The following is a 20,109-nucleotide window of genomic DNA, read 5'->3' on the forward strand; positions in this document are numbered from 1 at the left end:
ATTCGTCTTATGCCGTCTGCCTGTCGGGTCGGGGACGAGCCTGCGTCCCTGCAGGCCGTCCACTCTGCCCGCATCCATGCGGGCAGACCCGGTCAGCCGTCAACGACTCATCGATTTTCAGCCGGACCGGGGTCATCGCTTCAACGCTCTGACTTCCAGTGAAACCCGTTTTGCTGTTTAAACAAAAAACGCAGATGGTCAGGTGTGGGCTGGTCCGGCTGAAAATTGCCGACGTGTTTCCGTAAGGCCGGGAGAGCCAGCATGGATGCTGGCTCAGGGCGCGCTTTGCAAGGACGCTACCTCGCGCCCGGCCCGGTAGCCTGGAGGAATAAGCGGAGGGTATTGCGTAGCAACAATTTTCCCGCCGGGAGTCGGGATTGTAAAGGGCGTGACGGAGAACGCCCTTAACACGTTCACAGGCAGTATCGTTTCAGAGAAGTGAAAAACATAAGGTGAACGTAGCAATATACCGGAGGCAACAGATTCATTACCTCCGAAACAGCTGTCTGGCGTTACTTACCACGACTCAGCGTTAATCCCACATCGCCGCCGGGATGCACCGCCAGCAGCGTCTCCTTTGAGTAGCCGCTTTCACTCATCAGACAGGCGCAGGCGGCGTCAAAGATCGCCAGTACCAGCAGAATTGAGGTCGTCGCCAGCATGTTCAGCGGGTCGGCCTCACGCTGGACGCCGGTGGAAATCACCAGCCTCGACGCTTTAGCAATGGCTGAATCGGCGTTTTCAGTCACGCTCAGAATAGGCACATTTCGCGCAGTCAGTCCGGGCAGCAGCCGGGTGAGTTCGTCCGAATTCCCCCCACGCGACAGCATAATCACCAGGTCGTTGGCGCGTAAAAAACCGAGATCGCCATGCGCCGCGTCCGTCGCGTTGAGGTAGATCGCTGGGCGTTCCACGCACGCAAGCATATGCGCCACTTTACGCGCTGCGATGCCGGAGGTACCGACGCCGGTGACGACGATTTTCCCCCGACAGCCGCGCAGCTCCGCCATCAGCGACTGCCAGAGCGGTTCAGTCAGATGCTGCCCCAGACCCGCCAGGGCATAGCTATAGAGCTGAAATACGCCGGTGGCCTGAGACCAGGAGTCGCTCATGCGTCCTCCTGCATCAACTGGCGGTATTTCATATGATCCTGATACATCTCGTGGAATACCCGATATTTGCGATCGTAATACTGCTTAATGCGATTTGTTTGCGGGGTAACTGTTTTACCAATCCGACTCATCGCCGACATCGCTTCCGGGAAGGTTTCGAATACGCCCGCGGCGATAGTTCCCATCATGGCACCACCCAGCAGCATGGCTTCGCTCTCTTCAGGCAGCAGCATCGCGCAGCCGGTGGCGTTGGCATGTTCCTGAACGAAGATTGGGTTTTTCGTCCCGCCGCCGCTGGCCATTATTGTATCGATGGTGTAGCCGCTTTGATTCATCGTTTCAATGATATGGCGGGTTCCCAGCGCAATGGCCTGGATGGTCGCAAGGTACTGTAGCGCCATATCTTCCGGCGTACGTGACAGTTTCAGTCCGGTGATGGCGCCCGTGAGCGTTGGGTTAGCGCGCGGCGAGCGGTTGCCATGGAAATAGGGTAGGATGTGCATATCGCGGGTTAAAAATGCGATATCTTCCGGTTCACCGGCCATTTTACGCAACAGCGCATTCAGCACTTCGTAAATGGTCTGCCCCTGAGATTTAGCCTGCGCCAGCAGGGTTTCGTAGCAAGGATGCGACTGAATAACGTGGTCGATTAACGCCCCGGTTGCTGACTGTCCACCTTCGTTAAGCCAGTATTCTGGCAGCACGGCTGAGTAGTAAGGGCCCCAGACGCCGCCGATAAAACGCGGCTCTTTGGAAATCGCCATGTGTCCAGTGGAAGTGCCGCCAATCAGCGCGATACGACGGTCAAAATCCGCAACCTCGCCGGAAACACCGCTTGCCCCGAGCGTGCCGAGGGTACCGGCGTGGGCATCGATGATCGAGACGCTGACAGCGGTCCCCGGAATCAGCCCCATTTCGCTGGCGGCGCGTGCGGATAGCCCGTGACCGAGCGGTTCGCCCATGGTTTTCACGTAGCGACCAATTTTGGCAGCATCATGCTCCAGCAAATCTTCCAGCCCAATCTGGCGGAAATAGCTGGCATCCCATTTGTCTTCATGGCCCATATAGGTCCATTTACACACCGTCGAACACAATGAGCGTGTGTCATCGCCCGTTGCGCGCCAGGTCAGGAAATCGGGCAGGTCAAAGTAGTATCCCGCATTGGCCCAGGTGTTGGGCATATGTTGCTTCAGCCATAGCAGTTTTGGCGTCTGCATTTCCGGGGAGATAATGCCGCCAACGTAGTCCAGCACCCGATGATGCAGGGCGTTGATGCGCTCGGCCTGAGTAATGGCGCGGTGATCCATCCACACAATGATGTTCTGTTCGCTGCGCCCGGACGGGCTAATGGTCAGCGGTTTACCTTCTTTGTCCAGCACCACCAGTGAACAGGTCGCGTCAAAGCCGAGACCTTTAACCTGGATAGGGTTGATATCCGACTGGTTAATCGCATCGCGAACCGCGTTACACACCGCCTGCCAGATGTTATCGGAAGACTGCTCAACAAAATCGGCCTGCGGGCGGTAAATCTCGATGGCCCGGCTGGCCTGACCGACCATTCTGCCGTTGAGATCAAACACGCCAGCACGGGCGCTTCCGGTTCCGACATCCACACCAATAAAGTAACTTGCCATAATTTTTTCTCCTGAAATCAGGCTTTACGATTCTGTAATGCGATAAAGAGGATCAGCACCGCGCCCCACAGCGCCATCGTCAGATAGCTGCTGACCCCCAGCAAGTTAAGGCCGCTTTCCAGCATTTGCAGCACAATCAGTGCCAGCACCAGGCCGATAATGCGCCCGAAGCCGCCATCCGGGTTGATACCGCCGAGGACGGAGGCAAGGATGGTGACCAGCAGGTAGGATTCACCGTATCCGGCTTTAGCTGAGTTGAATTTCGCCATCATCAAAATGGCGGCGACCCAGCCGAGCAGGGCAGAAATCACGTACACCGAAATTTGTACCCGTACGGTATTTACGCCGCTGTAGCGGGTAGCCTGTTCATTGGAACCAACGAGATACAGGCTACGCCCAAGCGTGGTGTGTTCCAGCAGTACCCACAGCAGGATTGCCACCAGGAAAAAGAGCAGTAGCGCCACCGGAATACCGGCAATCGTGGCGTTACCAAGGTACTGAATGGCGGTCGGGAAACCGGAAATCACCGTCCCGTTGGAAAGCAGAATATTCAGCCCGGAGATAAGCGTCATCGTGCCGAGCGTGGCGAGAATAGGCGAGACCCCGACCCAGGCAATCAGCGCACCGTTGAGCGTACCGATGGCCACTGCCACGGCAGCGCCTGCCAGCAGCGCCAGCACCAGAAACAGCGGGTTATCCGGATGGGTGACGATAATCGCCGCCATCACCAGTGAGCAGGCGTTCGCCCCGGCAATAATCGACAAGTTAATGCCGCCGGTCAGCATGGTCATGCCCATCCCGAGGGCCAGCATGCCGAGGATTGGTAGCTGTGAGCCAATCGACTGGAAGTTAGCGACGCTGAAGAAACGGCTGCCGAGCAGGGCCGAGAAGACCAGGGCGACGACCACAATAATCACGCATTGCAGGCGAATGATGGCATCACCGGGTAAAAATCTGGCGATTGTTTTCATCTCAAAGCTCCCTTGCCAGTTTGCGTTTTTCGTTCCAGGCCGTGGCGCTAATGCTGACCAGGATAATGGCGCCGCTGAACACGGTATGCCAGTAAGAGGAGACGCTGAGCAGCGTCAGGCCATTTTGTAAGAAGGCCAGCAGAACCACGCCAAGCAGGGTTCCGGTCAACGTTCCGCGCCCGCCGCTCATGCTGGTTCCGCCGAGTACTACCGCCGCCAGCACCGTCAGCTCAAAGCCGAGCAGTGAATTGGGGGCAACAGACTGGGTGATTTGCGCCTGAACCACGGCGGCAACGCCTGCCAGAATGCCCATGTAACCATAGACGTAAAAATGCAGCTTCAGCAGATTCAGCCCCAGGCGCGAGGCCGCGTCGCGGTTGCCGCCCATGGCGTAAACCTGACGGCCAAGACGGGTATAGTTCATCAGCACGGCGGTAAAGATGATAACCGCCGCCAGGCACAGCAGGGGCAGGGTCAAACCGTAGTCGTAGCCATCCGCCGCGGTGAACGAGAACCAGTTAATGCCGTTCATAAACCAGTCCGGGAAGCCGTACAGCCAGGTGCCTTTGGTGGCGTAAACCAGTAGACCGTAGTAGACGTTCAGCGTGGCGATGGTAATGATGATTGCCGGAACGCGTAGCCAATAGACCAGAAAACCGTTGATCAGCCCAAGCAGCAGCCCCACCGCAATGGCGATGATTAACGCCAGCGCGAAGTTACCGCCGTGACCGATAACCCAACTGGCCATTGCATACTGGGCTATCGCGGTCATCGCCGGAAATGAGATGTCGATCCCGCCGGAAATCAGCACCACAAACAGCCCACAGGCCAGGATGCCGAGAATCGCGTAGCTGGTGGCCACATCCGTCAGGTTCCCCAAAGACAAGAACTCGTCGGTGCTGATGCTCAGCCCAACGGCAAGGGCTACAACCAGCAGGCCCAGCCAGAACTCATGTTGCCCGATTAAACGGGAGAGATGCATCTTATTCATTGATTACCTCGACCACTTCAGCAATCTCCTCTTCACGGCATTGATGAGGATTAAATTCCGCCACCAGCTTGCCGCGACGCATTACCAGCACGCGGTGGCTGTTGTAATACGCTTCCGGGATTTCATCGCAAATCATCAGCACCGCCATACCCTGTTCCGCCAAATCGCGGGCTATCTGGTAAATGCCCTCTTTGTTGGCGATATCCACGCCGACGGTAGGCGAGTCGAGGATCAGGATGCGGGGATTGGTCGCCACCCATTTGGCAATGGCGATACGCTGGGCATTACCGCCGGAAAGGGTTTTGACCGGCAGGTGCGGATCGGACACTTTGATATTCAGTTCGCGGATCAAATCGGCGACCAACTTTTGCGCTTTACGGTGATCGAGCAGGCCGCTACCGGTGTGCAGTTGATCAAACACCGTGACGATGGTGTTGTCGTAGATCGACTGCTCCATGATCAGCCCCTGCGTCAGGCGATCTTCTGAGACATAGCCGATCCCGTGTTTGATAGCGTCATGGTTATTGCGCAGAGTAACCGGCTGACCGTTAATGCGAATCTCGCCACTTTCCGGGTGCGTCATACCAAACAGGCTCAGACAAAGCTCAGTGCGCCCGGCACCCAGCAGACCGACGATGGAGACAATCTCGCCGCCATGCAGCGACAGATTAATGTTTTGGTATTTGCCTCTGCGGCTGAGATTGCGCAGCTCAAGCAGCGGCTCTTGCTCAATCGCGGGCCTTTCCGGCAACGGGCTGTAGTGGAAGCGTTGTCCGGTCATCAGGAAGGCCAGCTCGTGGCTGTCGAGTTCGCTGGCAGGGTATGTACCCACCAGTTTGCCGTCGCGCATTACGCTGATGCGGTCAGCCACTTCCATCACCTCATCCAGACGATGGCTGACAAACACGACGCAAATTCCGGCCGCTTTTAGTTCATTAACTACTCGCAGCAGGCCATTAACCTCCTGGCGGGTTAGCGAAGCGGTGGGCTCGTCCATAATCACCAGACGCGCATCGGCGGCAATCGCCCGGCAAATGGCGACCAGCTGTCGATCAGCAATTGAGAGTTTTTCAACTTTTTTATCAGGATCGATATTCACCCCAATACGTTTCATGGCTGCCAGCGCCTGCTGCTTCATGGCACCACGACGCACCCAGATATCACCACCCGGCAGATAGCGGTTGACCGCGATATTTTCTGCGACGCTAAAGTTGGGGAACAATGACAGGTCCTGATAAATAACCTGAATGCCATAATGCGAAGAGAGCTGCGGCGTCAGGTGATGGAACAATTTGCCATCAAGTAAAATCTGCGCGCCTTTTTCCGGGTGATAAACCCCGGAGATCACTTTAATAATGGTACTTTTACCACAGCCGTTTTGACCCGCCAGACAGTGAACTTCGCCTTTTCTCAGCGTCAGATTCACGTTATCCAGCGCCAGCACGCCCGGGAATTGTTTGCTGATATTCTCAAGAGTGATAAATGCGGTGGTGTCTGCCATGGACAATACCCCTGCGCGCGTCCGGGGGGACGCTGAGTGTTAGTTTGGTTGATAGCGCCGACCAGGCGGTCGGCGTTAAGGTTCCCTGGTGTTGGCTAAAGCCTTAGAAACCAAGTGATTGTGCGTTGTCTTTGGTGACTTCGAGGATCTTGTTAAAGCGGATCACTTTCTTCTCCGTGTCGATATCGGCTTTCCCTAAACCATCGATACTCAGATCAGCGTTCACTTCTTTGCCCTGCAACAGCTGATCGGCAACAGTGACCAGCGCGTAGCCCGCGTCTTTTGGATCCCACAGCAGCGCTTTTTTGATATCACCGCGCATCAGGTAAGGTGCTGCCTGCGCTGGCATGGCGATCCCGACGACGGCGATCTTATCTTTGGCGCGTTTTTTCTGCACAGCCTGACCCGCACCGATTGGACCCAGTGAGCCGAAGCCGATAATGCCCTTCATCTGCGGGTAGGTTTTCATCAGATCCAGCGTTGTGGCGTAGGATTTATCGATGCTTTCCGCGACCGGCAGACGTGAAGTGACTTCGAACATTTCCGGATATTTTTCTTTCTGGTACTTAATTGCATAATCCGCCCACGCGTTATGCAGTGGAACCGTCAGCGAACCAACATAGATGGCATATCCGCCTTTGCCGCCCATATTTTTCGCTAACTCATCGACGTTGGCCTGTGCGTATTTTTCACTGTCGATGGTTTCGATATCCCACTGGCCAATTTGCTCATCCGGGGATTCGTGCGTCAACACCACGATGCCTTTATCGCGCGCTTTTTTCAGTACCGGCTCAAGGACCTTGGCATCATTCGGCACCACGATGATCGCATTAACGTTTTTGGCGATCAGATCCTCAATCACTTTCACCTGCTGCGCCGGGTCCGGCGTTGAAGGTCCGGTCTGGTAAGCATTCACATCCAGTTTTTTTGCTGCTTCATTTACGCCGGTTTCCATCCGGTTAAACCATGGGATCCCGGTGACTTTGGCAACCACAGCAATTTCATATTTTTCCGCCGCAAAGGACGTGCCGGACAACATGCATGCAGAAACCAGGGTTGCACTGAGTAATGCGAGTTTGAATTTCATAGTTGTACCTTTCGTAGGGGGCAGGACATGTCACGGCGTGAAGTTAACAATGAATGGAAGAGGGAATGAATCATAAGTTTTGCGAATGTGATCTATGCCCATTATTGTGAATTTATGGAAATAAAATGGTTAATAATTAGTTAAATTTGCATGGTTTTACATTCAGTCGTTCAAATTAAGTGTTAATTAAATATTAAAATGAAACCATTAATTAACATATCGTTATCATTTGGCTTAAGTTTTGACGCCGAAAAGGTGTTTGAGGGGAATTTCCCGAAGAAGAAATTATCGAAACTGAGAACTGAATCGATACCGGAAAAGGGTGCTCAATATTTTTTCGTTCAATGGTATCCTCAGCACACTTTCGCCAAACCAGGCATCATTATTTGTGGCGGTGTAGATTTTCATCGTGGAGAACTCATGCAAGGCGTTAAACGTATCATTATCACGTTGTTTCTCGCTGTCCTGTCCTTTGGCGCAGGCGCGCATCCCCACAGCTTTATCCATCTGAAAACTGAGATAGTGAGCGAGAATGACCAGTTCGTCGCGCTGAAAATGCGCTGGACGATGGATGAAATTACCTCGGCGGATCTGCTTTACGATGCGGGGAATGCCAAACCTGGTGATGAGATCTGGAAGAAACTGGCGGCGGAAGTGATGGCCAACGTTCTCGGGCAGCACTATTTCACCGAAGTGTGGCACGACGGGAAAAAGGTAAAGTTTAAAAACAGGCCGACGGAATATGGCATGGCGCGGGAGGAACACCAGGCAGTGCTGACGTTCGTTTTGCCGCTGGCCGAAGCTCAGCCGCTGAGTGGTCAAAAATATACCATTTCAACCTTCGACCCGACCTACTACGTTGATATGAGCTATGACAAAGATAGCGACGCCAGGCTGGGGCAGTCCATAAGCCAAAAATGCCGGATTTCAGTACATACGCCGACGCCGAATGAACAAACGTTGAGCTTTGCGCAGTCGCTGGATAAAGAAGACGCACCGCCGGAGGATATGGAGTTGGGTAAACAGTTTGCACAGATGGTAACGCTGCAATGTCAGTAGTGTATCAACAACGCGCAGCCAGACGTCGCTGGCTCATGCTATGGCCGCTGGCGGTGTTTTTGCTGCTGGCGGCAGGCTGCATACTGTGGCTATGGCAGGCCTGGCCGCAGGTGATGATGAAAAGTGTCGTCTGGCAGCGCGACGTTAACCAACAGATGAGCGGGTTGCTGAAAGCGGTTGCTGCCAGGCCGGCCCAGGCCGGGGGATCGCTGCTGCTATTTAGTTTTCTCTACGGCGTTCTGCACGCGCTGGGGCCGGGGCATGGAAAAGTCGTCATTACCACCTGGCTGGCAACGCACCCCTCGAAGCTGAAGTCGAGTATTGGCCTGACGCTGGCCTCATCTTTATTACAGGGGCTGGTCGCTATCGGACTGGTGGTTGTGGTGCTTACCATCTTGCAGTTGCCTGCACGACAGCTACATATGAGTAGTTTCTGGCTGGAGAAAGGAAGTTATGCGCTGGTTGGCGTGTTGGGCGTTTTATTGTGCGTCCGTGCGCTGAAGAAATTGCGCCAGCTGCTGCGCCGCCCAAAATTCACTGCCTTCACGCCGCATCATGTGCATCACGAGGGTTGCGGCTGCGGGCATCAGCATTTGCCCGATCCTGAACAGCTGCAAAGTGGTGATGATTGGCGTGCCCGGTTGATGATCGTGCTGTCTATGGGGATGCGCCCGTGCTCGGGGGCCATCATGGTTTTACTGTTCAGCAAAGTGGTTGGCGTGTTTAGCTGGGGTATGGCGTCGGCGCTGGCGATGGCGGCAGGAACATCTTTGACGATTACGTCACTGGCTCTGCTGGTACACAGTTTCCGCTCGCTGGCGGTGAAACTTAGCGGGCATAAAGCGCCGGTATTGTGGCGACAGATTGGCTGGACGACGCTGGCATTAGCCGGTGGTGCGGTGCTGATCGCTGCTGCGGTAGTGATGTGGATGAGTGCGGTGCCGGTGGGGCGAGGGATAAGACCGTTTTAGCACTGTTGTAGGATGAATGCCTGATGGCGCTTCGCCTATCAGGCCTACGGGGAATTCCCTGGTAGGCCGGATAAGGCGCTAGCCGCCATCCGGCATCAAACGATTAACGCTTCAGCGCGTCGCTCAGTTCATCACGCATGTTAGCCAGCATGGCTTTCACTACGCGCGGGTTACCTGCAACGATGTTGCCGGTCGCCATGTAGTTATGACCACCGGTAAAGTCGCAAACCAGTGCGCCAGCTTCACGGGCAATCAGCTCACCTGCGGCGAAATCCCACGGGCGCAGGCCAATTTCGAAATAACCGTCAACGCGGGCTGCGGCAACGTAGGCCAGATCCAGCGCAGCAGAACCGGTGCGGCGGAAGTCCGCGCATTCGGTAAACATGTTGCCAAGAATTTTCATGTAAGAAGCGGCGTGCTGTTTGGCTTTGAACGGGAAACCGGTGGCGATGATGGTGCCATCCAGATCGCGGGCGGTGCTGCCACGCAGACGGTAGCCGTTCAGCTGTGCGCCCTGGCCACGGGTTGCGGTGAACAGTTCGTTACGCATTGGATCGTAAACAACGGCGACTTCAGTACGGCCTTTGATGCGTACTGCGATGGATACCGCGAAGTGCGGCAGACGTTTTACGAAGTTGGTGGTGCCATCCAGTGGATCGATAACCCATTGAACATCCAAATCTTCACCAACATGTTCACCGCTTTCTTCGGTGATGATGGTGTGCTGTGGGTAAGATTTGCGAATCGTTTCGATAATAATCGCTTCGGCGGCTTTATCGACGTTAGTCACGAAATCATTGCTGCCTTTCTGGCTGGTTTCTACAGAGTCTGGGGTTTCGTAGTGTTTGGCAATTACATTACCCGCCTTGCGCGCTGCGCGCACGGCGATGGTCAGCATCGGATGCATCGGTCTCTCTCACTGGATGTTAAAGAACGGGAAAACGGCGCAGAGTATAGCAGCGAGTTCGGAATATGTCTTCGTTTTATGATAATATGCCCGAATAATCTTTAGCCGAAGAAATACAATGCTGCAAAATATTCGAATCGTGCTGGTGGAAACCTCTCACACTGGCAACATGGGCTCTGTAGCCCGCGCAATGAAAACCATGGGTTTAACCAATCTGTGGCTGGTAAATCCACTGGTTAAACCGGACTCCCAGGCCATCGCCCTGGCTGCGGGGGCCAGTGATGTGATCGGCAGCGCGCAGATCGTCGATACGCTCGATGAAGCGCTGGCGGGCTGTAGCCTGGTGGTAGGCACCAGTGCGCGTTCCCGCACGCTGCCGTGGCCGATGCTGGATCCGCGTGAATGCGGTTTAAAAAGTGTCTCTGAAGCGACGAACTCGCCGGTGGCGCTGGTCTTTGGTCGTGAACGTGTTGGTCTGACCAACGAAGAACTGCAAAAGTGCCATTATCACGTCGCCATTGCCGCGAACCCGGAATACAGTTCGCTCAACCTGGCGATGGCAGTGCAGGTCATCTCTTATGAGGTGCGCATGGCCTGGCTGGCGACGCAGGAAAGCGACAAGACCGTAGATTACGAAGAAGCAGAGTATCCGCTGGTCGATGATTTAGAGCGTTTTTACGGTCATCTGGAGCAAACACTGCTGTCGACCGGGTTTATCCGCGAAGGGCACCCGGGGCAGGTGATGAATAAACTGCGTCGTTTGTTTACGCGCGCGCGTCCAGAGAGCCAGGAGCTGAACATCCTGCGCGGGATTTTAGCTTCAATCGAGCAGCAGAATAAAAGCAAGTAACTGTACTAATGCCGGATGCGCTTCGCTTATCCGGCCTACAGGCCGCACGATTCGTAGGCCAGATAAGCGAAGCGCATCCGGCAAGTGAAAATGGCACTGAAGGTTAAATACCTGACTAAATTAGTCAAGTAAATAGTTGACTGATTTAGTCGGGAATGTCAGACTTGCCCCTGCTATGCAATACCCCCATTTTACAATAAAAAACCCCGGGCAGGGGCGAGTTTGAGGCTAAGTAAGACATGAGACTGACATCAAAAGGGCGTTACGCCGTGACCGCAATGTTGGACGTTGCGCTCAACTCCGAAACGGGCCCGGTACCGTTGGCTGATATTTCTGAACGTCAGGGAATTTCCCTGTCATATCTGGAGCAGCTGTTTTCCCGTTTGCGTAAAAACGGTCTGGTTTCCAGCGTACGTGGACCAGGCGGCGGGTATCTGCTGGGTAAAGATGCCGGCAGCATCGCAGTAGGTGAAGTGATTAGCGCTGTTGACGAGTCTGTAGATGCGACCCGTTGCCAGGGCAAAGGCGGTTGTCAGGGCGGCGATAAATGCCTGACCCACGCGCTGTGGCGCGATCTGAGCGATCGTCTGACCGGTTTCCTCAACAACATTACGTTGGGCGAACTGGTAAATAATCAGGAAGTCCTGGATGTGTCTGGTCGCCAGCATACCCATGACGCTCCACGCACTAATCGTGCTCAAGACGCGATCGACGTTAAGTTACGCGCATAATAAAAGTATTTTAGAATCAGGCCGGGGTGCTACACACCCCGTTAACTCGGTCGTACATCCAGCCGGTTGCCTGATTCCTTGCATTGAAGCGATGTACGGAGTTTATAGAGCAATGAAATTACCGATCTATCTCGATTACTCCGCAACCACGCCGGTGGACCCGCGTGTTGCCGAGAAAATGATGCAGTGTCTGACCCTGGACGGAAACTTTGGTAACCCAGCGTCTCGTTCACACCGTTTCGGCTGGCAGGCTGAAGAGGCGGTAGATATCGCCCGTAACCAGATTGCCGACCTCGTGGGCGCTGACCCGCGTGAAATCGTATTTACTTCCGGTGCGACTGAATCCGATAACCTGGCGATTAAAGGTGCAGCCAACTTTTATCAGAAAAAAGGCAAGCACATCATCACCAGCAAAACCGAACACAAAGCCGTGCTGGATACCTGTCGTCAGCTGGAGCGTGAAGGGTTTGAAGTTACCTACCTCGCCCCGCAGCGTAACGGCATTATCGACCTGAAAGAACTTGAAGCGGCAATGCGTGACGACACCATCCTCGTGTCCATCATGCATGTGAACAACGAAATCGGCGTGGTGCAGGATATCGCGACTATCGGCGAAATGTGCCGTGCTCGCGGCATCATCTATCACGTTGATGCGACCCAGAGCGTAGGCAAACTGCCTATCGATCTGAGCCAGCTGAAAGTTGACCTGATGTCCTTCTCCGGCCACAAAATCTATGGTCCGAAAGGTATCGGCGCGCTGTACGTTCGTCGTAAACCGCGTATTCGTATTGAAGCGCAGATGCACGGCGGCGGTCACGAGCGCGGTATGCGTTCCGGTACGCTGCCTGTGCACCAGATCGTCGGCATGGGTGAAGCATACCGTATCGCTAAAGAAGAGATGGAAACCGAGATGGCGCGCCTGCGCAGTCTGCGTAACCGTCTGTGGAACGGCGTGAAAGATATGGAAGAGGTGTACCTCAACGGTGACCTCGAGCAGGGCGCACCGAACATTCTCAACGTCAGCTTCAACTTTGTTGAAGGCGAGTCGCTGATTATGGCGCTGAAAGACCTGGCTGTATCCTCCGGTTCTGCATGTACTTCTGCAAGCCTGGAGCCATCCTACGTGCTGCGCGCGCTGGGGATGACCGACGAGCTGGCACACAGCTCAATTCGTTTCTCTTTAGGTCGTTTCACTACCGAAGAAGAGATTGACTATGCCATCAATCTGGTTCGCAACTCCATTGGCCGTCTGCGCGACCTTTCTCCACTGTGGGAAATGTTCAAACAGGGTGTGGATCTGAACAGCATTGAATGGTCACATCACTAATTCGGCACCGATAAGGAGAATTCAACATGGCTTACAGCGAAAAAGTTATCGATCATTACGAGAATCCACGTAACGTGGGCTCTTTTGACAACAGCGACGAGAACGTGGGCAGCGGCATGGTCGGTGCACCAGCCTGTGGCGACGTGATGAAGTTGCAGATCAAAGTCAACAATGAGGGTATCATTGAAGACGCGCGTTTCAAGACTTACGGCTGCGGTTCCGCTATTGCTTCCAGCTCTCTGGTTACCGAATGGGTAAAAGGGAAATCTCTGGACGAAGCACAGGCGATTAAAAACACCGATATCGCCGACGAGCTTGAACTGCCACCGGTGAAAATTCACTGCTCTATTCTGGCTGAAGACGCGATTAAAGCCGCGATTGCGGATTACAAAAGCAAACGTGAAGCAAAATAATTAAGAGTTGAGGTTTTATTATGTCGATTACCTTAAGCGACAGTGCAGCAGCGCGTGTAAATACCTTCCTGGCAAACCGCGGTAAAGGGTTTGGTCTGCGTCTGGGCGTGAGAACCTCCGGCTGCTCAGGTATGGCCTATGTACTGGAATTTGTTGACGAGCCGGCGGCTGAAGATACCGTGTTTGAAGACAAAGGCGTAAAAGTCGTGATCGACGGTAAGAGCCTGCAATTCCTCGACGGTACGCAGTTAGACTTCGTCAAAGAAGGTCTGAACGAAGGGTTTAAGTTCACTAACCCGAACGTGAAAGACGAATGTGGATGCGGCGAAAGCTTCCACGTGTAACGCGCTTACTGATAACCCCACCGTGGTCGCCTGCGCGTGGGGTTTGTTTTACCTGACTCTCTGGTTTTGCCTCATCGAACAACAGAGAATCGATGCCCTGAGAATGTTATGGACTACTTCACCCTCTTTGGCTTACCGGCCCGTTATCAGCTCGATACTCAGGCGCTAAGCCTACGTTTTCAGGATCTACAACGTCAGTATCATCCTGATAAATTCGCCAGCGGTTCCCAGGCGGAACAACTTGCTGCGGTTTCGCAGTCCGCCACTATCAACCAGGCCTGGCAAACGCTGCGTCATCCTTTGATGCGCGCCGAATACTTATTGTCTTTACACGGTTTTGATATCCGCAGCGAGCAGCACACGGTGCGCGATACCGCGTTCCTGATGGAGCAACTGGAGCTGCGTGAAGAGCTGGACGAGATTGAACAGGCAAAAGACAGTCAACGTTTAGATGCGTTTATGAAACGCGTCAGCGAAATGTATAACGTTCGCCATCAACTGATGGTGGAACAGCTGGATAGCGAGACGTGGGACGCAGCGGCAGATACCGTGCGTAAGCTGCGTTTTCTCGATAAACTGCGAAGCAGTGCAGAACAACTCGAAGAAAAACTGCTCGATTTTTAATTTCCGGAAGCGAAAATGGCCTTATTACAAATTAGTGAGCCTGGTCTGAGCGCCGCGCCGCACCAGCGTCGTCTGGCGGTAGGTATCGATTTAGGCACTACCAACTCCCTGGTTGCGACCGTACGCAGTGGCCAGGCCGAAACGCTGGCAGACCATGAAGGTCGCCACCTGTTGCCGTCAGTGGTTCACTATCAGCAGCAGGGCTACTCTGTCGGTTACGATGCCCGCGCCAATGCCGCGTTGGATACGGCAAACACCGTTAGCTCGGTAAAACGCATGATGGGCCGCTCTCTGGCGGATATCCAGGCGCGTTACCCGCATCTGCCATACACGTTCCAGGCGAGCGAAAACGGTCTGCCGATGATTGAAACCGCTGCCGGATTGCTTAATCCGGTGCGCGTCTCCGCTGATATTCTGAAAGCGCTGGCCGCGCGGGCTACCGAATCGCTGTCCGGCGAACTGGACGGCGTCGTGATCACCGTTCCGGCTTACTTTGACGACGCACAGCGTCAGGGGACCAAAGACGCCGCGCGTCTGGCGGGCCTGCACGTATTGCGTCTGCTGAACGAACCGACCGCAGCGGCGATCGCGTACGGTCTGGACTCCGGTCAGGAAGGCGTGATCGCAGTCTACGATCTTGGCGGCGGTACTTTTGATATTTCTATTCTGCGCCTGAGCCGCGGCGTGTTTGAAGTGCTGGCGACCGGCGGTGATTCCGCGCTCGGCGGCGACGATTTTGACCATCTGCTGGCCGATTATATTCGCGAGCAGGCGGGCGTGGCCGATCGCAGCGATAACCGCGTACAGCGTGAACTGCTGGATGCCGCGATTGCAGCGAAAATCGCACTTAGCGACGCTGATTCTGTAACGGTTAACGTGGCTGGATGGCAGGGGGAAATCACCCGTGAAACCTTTAATGAACTCATTTCCGCACTGGTCAAGCGTACGCTGCTGGCCTGCCGTCGCGCGCTGAAAGATGCGGGCGTGGAGCCGCAAGATGTGCTGGAAGTGGTGATGGTTGGCGGTTCAACGCGCGTGCCTTTGGTACGTGAACGCGTCGGTGAATTTTTTGGCCGTACGCCGCTGACCTCTATTGACCCGGACAAAGTGGTCGCTATCGGTGCGGCAATCCAGGCGGATATTCTGGTCGGAAATAAACCGGACAGCGAAATGCTGCTGCTGGACGTTATCCCTCTGTCTCTGGGACTGGAAACCATGGGCGGTCTGGTGGAGAAAGTGATCCCACGTAACACCACTATCCCAGTGGCGCGCGCGCAGGACTTTACCACCTTTAAAGATGGCCAAACCGCGATGTCCATTCACGTGATGCAGGGCGAGCGTGAGCTGGTGCAGGACTGTCGTTCACTGGCGCGTTTTGCGCTGCGCGGCATCCCGGCATTGCCAGCAGGCGGCGCGCATATCCGCGTGACCTTCCAGGTGGATGCCGATGGGCTGCTGAGCGTCACCGCCATGGAGAAATCCACAGGCGTTGAGTCCTCAATCCAGGTTAAACCGTCCTACGGTCTGACTGACAGTGAAATCGCCTCCATGATTCAGGATTCGATGAGTTTTGCCGAGCAGGACGTTAAAGCCCGTATGCTGGCAGAACAGAAAGTCGAAGCGGCACGCGTACTGGAGAGTTTATCCGGTGCGCTGAACGCTGATGCCGCGCTGTTAAGCGCCGCAGAACGTCAGGCTATCGACACCGCCGCCGCGCACTTGAGCGAGGTTGCACAGGGTGACGATGTTGACGCGATAGAACAAGCCATTAAAAACGTAGACAAACAAACCCAGGAATTCGCCGCTCGCCGCATGGACAAATCCGTCCGTAGCGCGCTGAAAGGCCATTCCGTGGACGAGGTTTAATATGCCAAAGATTGTTATTTTGCCTCATCAGGATCTCTGTCCCGATGGCGCAGTTCTGGAAGCTGAGACAGGCGAAACCATTCTCGACGTTGCCCTGCGTAACGGGATTGAGATTGAACACGCCTGTGAAAAATCCTGTGCCTGCACTACCTGCCACTGCATCGTGCGTGAAGGTTTTGATTCTTTGCCGGAAAGCACAGAAGAAGAAGACGACATGCTGGATAAAGCCTGGGGACTGGAGCCGGAGAGCCGTTTAAGCTGTCAGGCACGGGTAACCGAGGACGATTTAGTGGTCGAAATCCCACGTTACACAATCAATCATGCGCGTGAGCATTAACAGAGGGTAGTATGGGACTGAAGTGGACCGATAGCCGCGAAATCGGCGAGGCGCTGTATGACGCTTTCCCCGATCTCGATCCCAAGACCGTTCGTTTCACCGATCTGCACCAGTGGATCTGTGACCTGGAAGAGTTCGATGATGATCCTCAGGCATCGAACGAAAAAATCCTTGAGGCCATTTTGCTGGTCTGGCTGGACGAAGCCGAATAAGTCAACGGGCTGCCCACGGGTGGCCCGTTTTCCTGTATGCGCGAAAATAAGGATAAATAAAATGACAGAAGCCATGAAAATTACGCTTTCCACGCAACCCGCCGATGCCCGCTGGGGTGAAAAGGCGACATACAGCATTAATAATGACGGCATTACCCTGCACCTGAACGGAAAAGATGACCTCGGCCTTATCCAGCGTGCCGCGCGTAAAATCGACGGCCTGGGCATTAAACACGTGCAACTGGACGGTGAAGGCTGGGATACTGAACGTAGCTGGGCGTTCTGGCAGGGCTACAAGGGACCAAAAGGCACCCGCAAAGTTGAGTGGGCCGCTCTGGACGAAGCGCAGCGCAAAGAGCTGGATAGCCGTCTGAAGATTATTGACTGGGTGCGCGATACCATTAACGCCCCGGCAGAAGAGCTGGGCCCGGAACAGCTGGCGCAGCGCGCTGTTGATCTGCTGTGCTCCGTCGCGTGCGATAACGTCTCTTACCGCATCACCAAAGGCGAAGATCTGCGCGAGCAGAACTACATGGGTCTGCATACCGTGGGTCGCGGCTCTGAACGTCCTCCAGTGCTGCTGGCGCTGGACTACAACCCAACAGGCGATAAAGAAGCCCCGGTTTATGCCTGCCTGGTTGGTAAGGGAATTACTTTTGATTCCGGTGGTTACAGCATCAAGCAAAGCGCATTTATGGACTCAATGAAGTCCGACATGGGCGGTGCGGCAACGGTCACCGGTGCGTTGGCATTTGCCATCACCCGTGGTCTGAACAAGCACGTGAAGCTGTATCTGTGCTGCGCGGATAACCTGATTAGCGGCAACGCCTTTAAGCTCGGCGACATTATTCACTATCGCAACGGTAAAAAAGTTGAAGTGATGAATACCGATGCCGAAGGACGTCTGGTGCTGGCCGATGGCCTGATCGATGCCAGTGCGCAGAAACCGGAACTGATCATTGATGCTGCCACGCTGACCGGCGCGGCGAAAACCGCCCTGGGTAACGATTATCACGCGTTGTTCAGCTTTGACGACAAGCTGGCTGCTCGCCTGCTGGCAAGTGCGGCGCAAGAAAACGAACCGTTCTGGCGTCTGCCGCTGGCGGAGTTTCACCGTAGTCAGTTGCCGTCTAACTTTGCCGAACTGAATAACACCGGCAGCGCGGCTTACCCGGCTGGCGCAAGCACCGCAGCGGGCTTCCTGTCCCATTTCGTGGAAAACTACCAGCAGGGCTGGCTGCATATCGACTGCTCCGCAACCTATCGCAAAGCGCCGGTTGAGCAGTGGTCTGCGGGCGCAACCGGTCTGGGTGTGCGCACGATTGCGAATCTGCTGACCGCATAATTTATTACTGTATTGCCGGATGGCGCTACGCTTATCCGGCCTACATGTATTCATCCAATTTGTGATACTTATGTCCGAAACAAAAAACGAATTAGAAACATTGCTTGAACAAGCGGCGACAGAGCCTGCGCATCGTCCGGCATTTTTCCGTACTTTACTGGAATCCACAGTCTGGGTGCCGGGTACTGCCGCAGAAGGCGAGGCGGTGGTTGAAGACAGCGCTCTCGACCTGCAGCATTGGGAAAAAGAAGACGGCACGACCGTGATCCCGTTCTTCACTTCTCTGGAAGCCCTGCAGCAGGCGGTGGAAGATGAGCAAGCATTTGTCGTTATGCCGGTGCGTACGTTATTTGAAATGACGCTCGGCGAAACGCTCTTTCTCAACGCGAAACTGCCGACCGGCAAAGAATTTATGCCGCGTGAAATCAGCCTGCTGATGGGGGAAGAGGGGAATCCGCTCAGCACCCAGGAAGTACTGGAAGGCGGTGAATCGCTGATCCTCTCTGAAGTCGCTGAACCTCCGGCGCAGATGATTGACTCGCTGACTACGCTGTTTAAAACCATTAAGCCGGTAAAACGCGCGTTTCTCTGCTCAATCAAAGAAAGCGCGGAAGCCCAGCCGAATCTGCTGATTGGTATTGAAGCGGAAGGGGATATTGAAGAGATCATCCACGCTGCTGGCAGCGTCGCGACCGATACGCTGCCGGGCGATGAACCTATTGATATCTGCCAGGTGAAGAAGGGTGAGAAGGGCGTGAGCCACTTTATCACTGAGCATATCGCACCGTTCTACGAACGCCGCTGGGGCGGTTTCCTGCGCGACTTTAAACAGAACCGGATTATCTAAATTGTAGGCCGGATAAGCGAAGCGCTATCCGGCTTATCCAGCTTTATAATTGCGGTTCTACCGGTAAATCGTTGCGCGCTCCCCATTCGCTCCATGCGCCGTCATACAATACGACGTCAGAAACGCCCAGCGTGGCAAGTGCCAGCACGACGACGGCAGCCGTTACGCCGGAGCCGCAGCTGGCGATAATAGGGCGGTCAAAGCTCACGCCGTGGCTGAAGAAAATGGCATCCAGCTCATCGGTAGTTTTTAGTTCGCCGTCACGAACCAGCTCTGTCCACGGTACGTTAAGCGCACCGGGTACATGACCACGCTTCAGGCCAGGACGCGGCTCGTCAACTTCGCCATTAAAACGCGCAGCCGGACGGGCATCGACGATCTGCGCCGTTTTTTCATGACTGGCCAGCAGTACATCGGTAACGCGCACAACTGCGTCAGGCGTAAAGGCCACGTTAAATTCACCTTCAGGTAAATCCTCATCGCCTTCCTTGAGCATTAACTCATCGCGCTTCCAGCCTGCCAGACCGCCTGCCAGAATGGAGACATTTTCGACGCCAAATGTCCGCAGCATCCACCATGCGCGTGGCGCGGAAAACAGATTACCGTCATCGTAGATAACCAGATGCTTATCCTGATCAACGCCCAGCTCGCGCATCGCAACGGCAAAGGCTTCGGGGCGTGGCATCATATGCGGTAGCGGTGAGGTATGATCGGAAAGTGCTTCAATATCAAAAAAGACTGCGCCAGGAATATGGCCCGCACGATACTCCTCACCAACATCGCGATCTTCCTGTCCTGGAGGTGCCATCCGGGCATCAAGAATTTGTATTTCCGGGTCGTCAATGTGTTCGGCAAGCCAGTCGGCAGCGACAAAGAAGGCGGTGGTCATAGGCATCTCCATTTTTACCAGGTTTTGGCAAATTGTCGGATGTTTACCGTAAAGCGACAAGTAAAACAGGCTGATTTGTCAGGTGAATCCA

General features: G+C 54.6%; 21 protein-coding genes. 13 read left to right on the forward strand and 8 right to left on the reverse strand.

Annotated features, from left to right (window positions below; genetic code table 11):
* Window positions 1–512: 512 nt before the first annotated feature.
* The 6 genes from SK35_RS06515 to SK35_RS06540 all read right to left on the reverse strand — a co-directional run bounded on the left by SK35_RS06515 (window position 513) and on the right by SK35_RS06540 (window position 7,296).
* Window positions 513–1,112: a KpsF/GutQ family sugar-phosphate isomerase gene (locus tag SK35_RS06515; protein WP_048215778.1), complete on the reverse strand. Its 600-nt coding sequence runs from the start codon at window positions 1,110–1,112 to the stop codon at window positions 513–515.
* Window positions 1,109–2,746: an FGGY-family carbohydrate kinase gene (locus SK35_RS06520; protein ID WP_008785469.1), complete on the reverse strand. Its 1,638-nt coding sequence runs from the start codon at window positions 2,744–2,746 to the stop codon at window positions 1,109–1,111. The genes SK35_RS06515 and SK35_RS06520 overlap by 4 nt, the downstream gene beginning before the upstream one ends.
* 17 nt (window positions 2,747–2,763) lie before the next feature.
* A complete protein-coding gene (locus tag SK35_RS06525) occupies window positions 2,764–3,717 on the reverse strand; it encodes an ABC transporter permease (RefSeq protein WP_003037658.1) in 954 nt (317 codons plus the stop codon).
* Window position 3,718: 1 nt separating this feature from the next.
* Window positions 3,719–4,708, reverse strand: coding sequence for an ABC transporter permease (locus tag SK35_RS06530; RefSeq protein WP_008785467.1), 990 nt, complete (start codon window positions 4,706–4,708; stop codon window positions 3,719–3,721).
* A complete protein-coding gene (locus SK35_RS06535; protein WP_047358245.1) occupies window positions 4,701–6,209 on the reverse strand; it encodes a sugar ABC transporter ATP-binding protein in 1,509 nt (502 codons plus the stop codon). The genes SK35_RS06530 and SK35_RS06535 overlap by 8 nt, the downstream gene beginning before the upstream one ends.
* 103 nt (window positions 6,210–6,312) lie before the next feature.
* Window positions 6,313–7,296: an autoinducer 2 ABC transporter substrate-binding protein gene (locus SK35_RS06540; protein ID WP_003037665.1), complete on the reverse strand. Its 984-nt coding sequence runs from the start codon at window positions 7,294–7,296 to the stop codon at window positions 6,313–6,315.
* A 420-nt stretch (window positions 7,297–7,716) separates the two neighbouring features.
* On the opposite strand from SK35_RS06540, the gene SK35_RS06545 reads away from it, so the two are divergent.
* Both SK35_RS06545 and SK35_RS06550 read left to right on the forward strand, forming a co-directional pair.
* Window positions 7,717–8,355, forward strand: a complete 639-nt coding sequence (locus SK35_RS06545; protein ID WP_048215779.1) for a DUF1007 family protein — start codon at window positions 7,717–7,719, stop codon at window positions 8,353–8,355.
* The gene (locus SK35_RS06550) at window positions 8,346–9,326 is read left to right on the forward strand and encodes a nickel/cobalt transporter (RefSeq protein WP_048215780.1); all 981 of its coding nucleotides are present in this window, start codon (window positions 8,346–8,348) and stop codon (window positions 9,324–9,326) included. The genes SK35_RS06545 and SK35_RS06550 overlap by 10 nt, the downstream gene beginning before the upstream one ends.
* A gap of 103 nt (window positions 9,327–9,429) precedes the next feature.
* Here SK35_RS06550 and suhB read toward each other — a convergent pair whose 3' ends face one another.
* Window positions 9,430–10,233, reverse strand: coding sequence for an inositol-1-monophosphatase (suhB, locus tag SK35_RS06555; protein WP_003835237.1), 804 nt, complete (start codon window positions 10,231–10,233; stop codon window positions 9,430–9,432).
* 118 nt (window positions 10,234–10,351) lie between these two features.
* Here suhB and trmJ point away from each other — a divergent pair, with 118 nt between their 5' ends.
* From trmJ to sseB, 11 genes are all read left to right on the forward strand, one after another.
* Complete coding sequence (gene trmJ, locus SK35_RS06560; protein WP_003835235.1) at window positions 10,352–11,083, forward strand: tRNA (cytosine(32)/uridine(32)-2'-O)-methyltransferase TrmJ; 732 nt, start codon at window positions 10,352–10,354, stop codon at window positions 11,081–11,083.
* Window positions 11,084–11,322: 239 nt separating this feature from the next.
* The gene (gene iscR, locus SK35_RS06565; RefSeq protein ID WP_003037674.1) at window positions 11,323–11,814 is read left to right on the forward strand and encodes a Fe-S cluster assembly transcriptional regulator IscR; all 492 of its coding nucleotides are present in this window, start codon (window positions 11,323–11,325) and stop codon (window positions 11,812–11,814) included.
* A gap of 112 nt (window positions 11,815–11,926) precedes the next feature.
* Window positions 11,927–13,141: a cysteine desulfurase gene (iscS, locus tag SK35_RS06570; RefSeq protein WP_003835233.1), complete on the forward strand. Its 1,215-nt coding sequence runs from the start codon at window positions 11,927–11,929 to the stop codon at window positions 13,139–13,141.
* Between the two features lie 26 nt (window positions 13,142–13,167).
* Complete coding sequence (iscU, locus tag SK35_RS06575) at window positions 13,168–13,554, forward strand: Fe-S cluster assembly scaffold IscU (RefSeq protein ID WP_002913991.1); 387 nt, start codon at window positions 13,168–13,170, stop codon at window positions 13,552–13,554.
* 20 nt (window positions 13,555–13,574) lie between these two features.
* On the forward strand, window positions 13,575–13,898 hold the full coding sequence (gene iscA, locus SK35_RS06580) for an iron-sulfur cluster assembly protein IscA (RefSeq protein ID WP_003835203.1): 324 nt from the start codon (window positions 13,575–13,577) through the stop codon (window positions 13,896–13,898).
* A gap of 108 nt (window positions 13,899–14,006) precedes the next feature.
* On the forward strand, window positions 14,007–14,522 hold the full coding sequence (gene hscB, locus SK35_RS06585) for a co-chaperone HscB (RefSeq protein ID WP_003835201.1): 516 nt from the start codon (window positions 14,007–14,009) through the stop codon (window positions 14,520–14,522).
* A 15-nt stretch (window positions 14,523–14,537) separates the two neighbouring features.
* Window positions 14,538–16,388: a Fe-S protein assembly chaperone HscA gene (gene hscA, locus SK35_RS06590; RefSeq protein ID WP_003838439.1), complete on the forward strand. Its 1,851-nt coding sequence runs from the start codon at window positions 14,538–14,540 to the stop codon at window positions 16,386–16,388.
* A gap of 1 nt (window position 16,389) precedes the next feature.
* Window positions 16,390–16,725: an ISC system 2Fe-2S type ferredoxin gene (fdx, locus tag SK35_RS06595; RefSeq protein ID WP_003037690.1), complete on the forward strand. Its 336-nt coding sequence runs from the start codon at window positions 16,390–16,392 to the stop codon at window positions 16,723–16,725.
* Between the two features lie 11 nt (window positions 16,726–16,736).
* Complete coding sequence (gene iscX, locus SK35_RS06600) at window positions 16,737–16,937, forward strand: Fe-S cluster assembly protein IscX (RefSeq protein ID WP_003037694.1); 201 nt, start codon at window positions 16,737–16,739, stop codon at window positions 16,935–16,937.
* Window positions 16,938–16,998: 61 nt separating this feature from the next.
* Window positions 16,999–18,282 carry an aminopeptidase PepB gene (pepB, locus tag SK35_RS06605; RefSeq protein ID WP_048215781.1) on the forward strand — a complete coding sequence of 428 codons (1,284 nt, stop codon included), beginning with the start codon at window positions 16,999–17,001 and terminating at the stop codon, window positions 18,280–18,282.
* Window positions 18,283–18,352: 70 nt separating this feature from the next.
* On the forward strand, window positions 18,353–19,129 hold the full coding sequence (gene sseB, locus SK35_RS06610; RefSeq protein ID WP_016157136.1) for an enhanced serine sensitivity protein SseB: 777 nt from the start codon (window positions 18,353–18,355) through the stop codon (window positions 19,127–19,129).
* A 43-nt stretch (window positions 19,130–19,172) separates the two neighbouring features.
* On the opposite strand, the gene sseA is transcribed toward sseB, so the two are convergent.
* Window positions 19,173–20,018 carry a 3-mercaptopyruvate sulfurtransferase gene (gene sseA / locus SK35_RS06615; protein ID WP_048215782.1) on the reverse strand — a complete coding sequence of 282 codons (846 nt, stop codon included), beginning with the start codon at window positions 20,016–20,018 and terminating at the stop codon, window positions 19,173–19,175.
* Between the last annotated feature and the right edge of the window lie 91 nt (window positions 20,019–20,109).

The sequence above is a fragment of the Citrobacter sp. MGH105 genome (genome assembly GCF_001037485.2).
Classification (GTDB): Bacteria; Pseudomonadota; Gammaproteobacteria; order Enterobacterales; family Enterobacteriaceae; genus Citrobacter; species Citrobacter portucalensis.